General features: G+C 40.0%; 6 protein-coding genes and 1 riboswitch. Of the genes, 3 read left to right on the top strand and 3 right to left on the bottom strand.

The window, feature by feature from the left end; all coding sequences use genetic code 11:
- Positions 1–10 precede the first annotated feature (10 nt).
- Positions 11–106: riboswitch (TPP riboswitch) on the bottom strand.
- 101 nt (positions 107–207) lie between these two features.
- The 3 genes from ABMQ40_RS12995 to ABMQ40_RS13005 are packed head-to-tail and all read right to left on the bottom strand — an operon-like array spanning position 208 to position 2,495.
- Positions 208–891: an RluA family pseudouridine synthase gene (locus tag ABMQ40_RS12995; RefSeq protein ID WP_370900286.1), complete on the bottom strand. Its 684-nt coding sequence runs from the start codon at positions 889–891 to the stop codon at positions 208–210.
- Between the two features lie 16 nt (positions 892–907).
- Positions 908–1,723: a 3-methyl-2-oxobutanoate hydroxymethyltransferase gene (gene panB, locus ABMQ40_RS13000; protein ID WP_370900276.1), complete on the bottom strand. Its 816-nt coding sequence runs from the start codon at positions 1,721–1,723 to the stop codon at positions 908–910.
- Between the two features lie 58 nt (positions 1,724–1,781).
- A complete protein-coding gene (locus ABMQ40_RS13005; RefSeq protein ID WP_370900278.1) occupies positions 1,782–2,495 on the bottom strand; it encodes a Crp/Fnr family transcriptional regulator in 714 nt (237 codons plus the stop codon).
- Between the two features lie 89 nt (positions 2,496–2,584).
- Here ABMQ40_RS13005 and ABMQ40_RS13010 point away from each other — a divergent pair, with 89 nt between their 5' ends.
- The 3 genes from ABMQ40_RS13010 to ABMQ40_RS13020 form a co-directional block, all read left to right on the top strand.
- Positions 2,585–4,963, top strand: coding sequence for a heavy metal translocating P-type ATPase (locus ABMQ40_RS13010; RefSeq protein ID WP_370900280.1), 2,379 nt, complete (start codon positions 2,585–2,587; stop codon positions 4,961–4,963).
- 109 nt (positions 4,964–5,072) lie between these two features.
- On the top strand, positions 5,073–5,297 hold the full coding sequence (ccoS, locus tag ABMQ40_RS13015) for a cbb3-type cytochrome oxidase assembly protein CcoS (protein WP_370900282.1): 225 nt from the start codon (positions 5,073–5,075) through the stop codon (positions 5,295–5,297).
- Positions 5,298–5,302: 5 nt separating this feature from the next.
- Positions 5,303–6,131, top strand: an 829-nt coding sequence (locus ABMQ40_RS13020) for a cbb3-type cytochrome c oxidase subunit I (RefSeq protein WP_370900284.1), incomplete at its 3' end; no start/stop codon positions are given.

A 6,131-nucleotide genomic window follows, 5' to 3' on the forward strand; every position in this document is an offset into this window, starting at 1 on the left:
AGAATGCACAAGAAAGTCATCTACTTTTCCCTACGCTGGTATGATCCAGATCAGGTTCAAAGGGTAAAATCTCAGTCTGTTTTTACAGACACCCCTAAAGCATGGGACGAAGTTAATTATTTTTTTAGAACAGACAAAATGGAATGTTAATAATTAAGGCTTCTTAAAACAGAAGCCTTAATTATACAATTTTAATCATTTAGAAGTCTATGAATCTTCACAGGCCCTCCAGACCGCATCATTTTGAGGAACGGGAGCCGTGATTTCAATTTTTTCTTTGGTAACCGGATGAATAAATTCCAGCTTTCTCGCATGAAGATTAATTCCGCCATCCGGATTTGAGCGCGGCGAGCCATATTTCAGGTCTCCTTTGATAGGAACCCCGATTTTGGATAACTGTGCCCGGATCTGATGGTGTCTTCCGGTCTCCAGATCTATCTCAAGAAGCATATAATGATCGAGATTCCTGATGATGTTATAGGTCAGCATGGCTTCTTTTGCTCCATCCGTCGCTTTAGGGAAAACAACAGCCTTGTTGTTCTTCTCATTTTTCTTTAAAAAATGTACGAGGCGCTGGCTTTGAGGGATCAGCTCCTTAGCCACTATTGCCCAATATGTCTTTTTAATTTCCCGGTTTTTTACCATCTGGGTAAGGCGGGAAAGCGCCTTGGATGTTTTGGCATAAATAACCAGACCTGAAGTAGGCCGGTCTATACGGTGAACCAGGCCGAGAAAAACATTCCCGGGTTTGGCATCCCTTGTTTTTATAAATTTCTTAATTGATTCCAATAGTGATTCGTCTCCGGTTTTATCACCCTGCACGAGCTGCCCAACCTTTTTGTTAATCACTATCAGATGGTTGTCCTCAAAAACAATCTGTTCCTCCATGATCGGTAATCCTCCAAAACTAATAGCTTTCGTTTTCGTTCGGGAAATCAAGGTTTTTTACATCTTTTACATATTGAGCCACTGCTCCTGTGATTTCCGCATAGAGATCAAGGTATCTTCTCAGGAATTTTGGAGTAAAATCTTTATTCATTCCTACCATGTCATGGTATACCAGCACCTGCCCGTCGCAATGGCCTCCGGCTCCGATTCCGATGGTCGGGATAGAAATACTTTCGGTTACTTTCTTAGCCAAAGCGGCAGGAATTTTTTCCAAAACCACAGAAAAGCATCCCAATTCTTCCAAAAGCTGGGCATCACTGATCAGCTTTTCAGCTTCAGCCTCTTCTTTAGCCCTCACCTTATAGGTTCCGAATTTGTATATGGATTGGGGAGTGAGCCCCAAATGCCCCATTACCGGAATCCCGGCATTAATGATTTTTTTTATGGATTTTGAAATTTCCTTACCCCCTTCTATTTTCACAGCATGGGCACCGCCTTCTTTCATCATTCTCACTGCTGACTCCAAAGCTTTTTCCGGATTACTCTGGTAAGTTCCGAACGGAAGATCCGCTATAACCAGGGCTCTGTTTACTCCGCGTACCACGCTTTGCGCATGATAGATCATCTGGTCGAGGGTAATGGGCAGGGTGGTTTCAAATCCGGCCATTACGTTGGCTGCAGAATCTCCGATCAAGACAGCATCGATCCCGCCTGCATCCACCATCTTCGCGGTAGTATAATCATATGCCGTAAGCATGGTTATTTTTTCCTTATCGAATTTCATTTTCCGTAAGGTCTCGGTTGTAACTTTTTTAATTTCAGAGTGAACAGACATAATTGTACTATGTTTAAAGTTAAAAGTCGGCTTTCGCCGACTTAATATTTATTTGGAATTATAAAACTACGTGACCTAGTTTCATGAGTTTATCGTGATTGAGAATCTTAATATTTCTTCCATCTACTTCAATCAGATTATCCTGTTTGAATTCCGAGATCAGGCGGATGGCGCTTTCGGTAGCCGTTCCAATGATATTTGCGATCTCTTCTCTTGTTAAGGATATTTTGATAAACCCTTCTGGATCAACACCTAATTTCTGCTCAAGGAGGAGCAAAATTTCGGCGAGTCTTTCTCTTACGGTCTTTTGGGCAAGGAAAGTAATAGTATTGGAAGATTCTCCAAGCTCATAAGCAATTTTCTGAAGCATTACAAATGCTAACTGGGAATCTATTTCTAAAAGATGCATAAAAACCTCGGAAGGAAGGAAGGTGCATTCAATATCTGTCATTGCTTCGGCTTTAGCCTGGAAATTCTCCCCGCAAAGCAAGGATCTGTAACCGATAATATCGCCTTCTTTGATAAATCTTAAGATCTGGTCCTTCCCAAAAGCTCCTGACTTTGATAGTTTGGCAGCTCCTTTTTCCAAGACATACACTCCCTTGGGAGTTTCCCCGTCCTCGAAAATAGTATCATGTTTGTGGAAACTCAGTTTTTTCTTCGCGTTAATATATTTTTCAAAATCTGCGCTAGAAAGTCTTTCTTTAAATGATTTATCATTAAAAACTCTGGCGAACCTCTCTTCAATTGCTATCTGTTGTTCCTGCGGCATTTTATATGACATTTATCACAAAAATAGAAAATTTAAACTCGATAAACAAAAAAAATTGTTATAATTTTGTATCTCAATATTTTATGAAGGTGAGCGAGAACTGTTTTCATTGTGGTCAAGGTATAGAAAAGGAAAGGATTCTTTTTGATGAAAAGATTTTCTGTTGCAACGGTTGCAAATCTGTTTATGAAATTCTGAATACCAATAATTTAACCAATTTCTACGAGTTAAATAAAAGGGCAGGAATCCGTCCCAGTGATGAAAATTCCTCCCAGTTTGATTATCTGGACACTCCTGAGATTTTCGAAAAGGTTACGGACTTCTCGGAGGGGAATACCAGTCTGGTCACATTCAAAATTCCTGTAATACACTGTTCTTCCTGTATCTGGCTACTGGAGAGCCTCCACACTCTGAACAAGAGTATTAAGTATTCCGAGGTTAATTTTACAAGGAAGACCCTGCAAATCTCCTTCAGTCATAATGAATTGAAATTAAGTGAATTAGCTAATTTCCTGACCAATCTGGGCTATAAGCCTGTTATCAGCCTGGAAACGGCAGATAAAAACGTTGATCACCTGGATAAATCCCTGCTCGTAAAGTTTGCTATTGCCGGATTTGCCTTTGGGAACGGAATGTTCCTGGCTTTTCCTGAATATGTAGGGGGAGAGGATTATTGGATGGATCACTACAAAGGGCTTTTCAGAACTTTGATGTTTTTACTGGCGTGTCCGGTGGTATTTTACTCGGCATCGGATTACTACAAATCTGCCTGGTACGGTCTAAAAAACAGGATCGTAAATATTGATGTACCCATTGTTTTAGGGATTTTTGTTCTGTTTGGAAGAAGTATCTATGAAGTAGTGACGGATTATGGCCCGGGATATTTCGATACACTGTGCGGCCTTTTGTTTTTTATGCTTCTGGGGAAGATATTCCAGAAAAGGACCTATAGTGCCCTTTCTTATGACAGGGATTATAAGTCTTTCTATCCCATCGCCGTTACCAAAGTGGATTTCGACGGCAAACAGGAAAACATTCTTCTTTCAGACATTAAAGTTGGGGACAGGATACTAGTCAGGAATCAGGAAATCATTCCTGTAGATGCTATCCTGATCAACGGGGATGGAAATATTGACAACAGCTTCATTACCGGAGAAAGCGTAAGCATCAGCAAGAAGCCGGGCGACAAGATTTTTGCCGGCGGAAAGCAGATCGGGTCTTCTTTAGAACTGGAGGTCATCAAAAATGTTGACCAGAGCTATTTAACCCAACTTTGGAACAAGGAAGCATTCAAAAAGCATGAAACAGGACTTGACACCCTTACGAACCACATCAGTAAACATTTCACTTTCATTATTTTAGGTATTGCTCTGATCTCGGGAATTTACTGGTCGTTTATCGATCTGGAAAAAATGTTTCAGGTAGTTTCCGCCATTCTGATCATCGCATGCCCTTGTGCGCTTGCCCTTTCGGCACCATTTACCTTCGGACACATCATGAGGATTTTAGGACAGAATAAATTTTATGTAAAAGATACTCTGACCATTGAGAAGATCGCCAGGCTGGATGCGCTGGTTTTTGACAAGACAGGAACAATCACCCACAGGAAAAAAGCCAATATTCAATATGAAGGTGCTGAGATACAAGAATTTGACTTATCAAACATAAAAACTTTATTAAAAAATTCCAACCACCCTCTTTCCAAGTCCCTTTATGAATTTCTGGATATCAAAGATGATTATTTTCCGGTGGAAAACTTCACGGAGATCTCAGGAAAGGGCTATGAAGCGAGTGTGAGAGAAAATATCTATAAAATCGGTTCTGCACGCTATAACAACCAGGAATCCAAAAACCTTGAAACTGCCGTCTATATCAGTAAAAATGACGTATATTTAGGAAAGTTCATTTTCAAAAATGAGTACCGTCAAAATCTTAAAAGCTTATTTACAAAGCTTACAGGATATAAAGTCTTCATCCTGAGTGGTGATAATGCCTCGGAAGAGAGCCAGCTAAAAGACCTCATTCCTAATTGCCAGGGAATGGCTTTCAATCAAAGCCCCGAAGACAAGCTGAATTACATTAAAGAACTCCAGGACAAGAACTTAAAGGTGGCCATGCTTGGCGATGGTCTGAATGATGCAGGAGCATTGAAACAAAGTAATGTAGGAATTGCCATTGCTGACGACACCAATACTTTCACCCCTTCCTCGGATGTAATCATGAATGGGGACAAGGTGGTTTCTCTTGATCGTTATCTGAACGTTTGCAAGGGATCGATTACCATTGTAAAAATGACCTTTATTATCAGCTTCCTTTACAACATCGTAGGATTAAGCTACGCTGTTTCAGGACATATGCATCCTCTTTTTGCTGCCATCCTTATGCCTATAAGCTCTATAACGGTGGTTACATTCACTACTCTTTCGACCTGGATTCTTGGAAGAAAGTATTTTAAAAAAGGGGCTTAAAAGCCCTTATTTAGACTGATTTTAAATTAAGTGAAATCGGCATTTCGTGATGAATGTCATTATTTTTCATTAAATTTGAACCCCGAAAATAGGTTAATTTTGTTGTCCAATGGATATTCTATATTTAATGATCCTATGCAGTGTTTCTTTAGCTGCAATTTTCTTGGTCGTATTTATAGTCAATGCCAAAAAAGGGCAGTTTGAGGATGACGAATCTCCGGCTGTCAGAATACTCTTCGACTCCGATGAAATCAAGGAAAAAGAAGACAGCGGCAACAAAGAAGACGAGAAAGAGAAAGGAGAGAATAATAAAATTGAAGAAAAAAGTGAATAGTTGATATGGAAACACAAAAGTTTAGTTATGACAACAGTATTGTTCGGGCATTCCTGTATGCGACCGTGGTTTTTGGGGTCATTGGGTTCTTGTTCGGGCTTACAGCGGCATTAATGCTTTTCTATCCGGAATTACCTGAATTTTTATTCGGGACAGATGATACAACCATTAAAAGTTTAGCTTCTGGCAATATTCAAGGTTTAATAAATACTCATGGTGCATTTGGTTTTGGTAGAATCAGAATGTTACACACAAGTACGGTAATTTTCGCATTTGTCTGTAATATTGTTTATACTGGTGTTTATTACTCATTACAAAGATTATTGAAGACAAGGATGTACAGCGATACGCTGTCCTGGATCCACTTCTGGACCTGGCAGATCATGATCATAGCGGTGGTTATCACCTTCCTGATGGGGATCAATACTTCCAAAGAATATGCCGAACATGAATGGCCGATTGATATCCTGATCGCATTCTCATGGATTATTTTCGGGATCAACATGTTCCTTACCATTGCAAAAAGAAGGGTAAGACACCTTTATGTTGCCATATGGTTCTATATCGGTACCTGGATTGCTGTAGCCATGCTTCATATCTTTAACAATCTGGAGGTTCCATTATCATTCACGGGATGGAAGTCATACTCTATGTATGCCGGAGTAAAAGATGCTATTGTACAATGGTGGTACGGACATAATGCCGTAGCATTCATCCTGACGACACCTGTTTTAGGTCTTATGTATTATTTCCTTCCAAAAGCAGCTGACCGTCCTGTTTTCTCTTATAAACTTTCGATCATCCACTTCTGGTCACTGATCTTCGTATATCTAT

The organism is Chryseobacterium gossypii, assembly GCF_041361455.1.
Taxonomy (GTDB): Bacteria; Bacteroidota; Bacteroidia; order Flavobacteriales; family Weeksellaceae; genus Chryseobacterium; species Chryseobacterium gossypii.

Bases quoted from the DNA above. Each gene is read 5' to 3' on its own strand.
- panB (WP_370900276.1), bottom strand. From the start codon at position 1,723: ATGTCTGTTCACTCTGAAATTAAAAAAGTTACAACCGAGACCTTACGG.
- ccoS (WP_370900282.1), top strand. From the start codon at position 5,073: ATGGATATTCTATATTTAATGATCCTATGCAGTGTTTCTTTAGCTGCA.
- ABMQ40_RS13005 (WP_370900278.1), bottom strand. From the start codon at position 2,495: ATGCCGCAGGAACAACAGATAGCAATTGAAGAGAGGTTCGCCAGAGTT.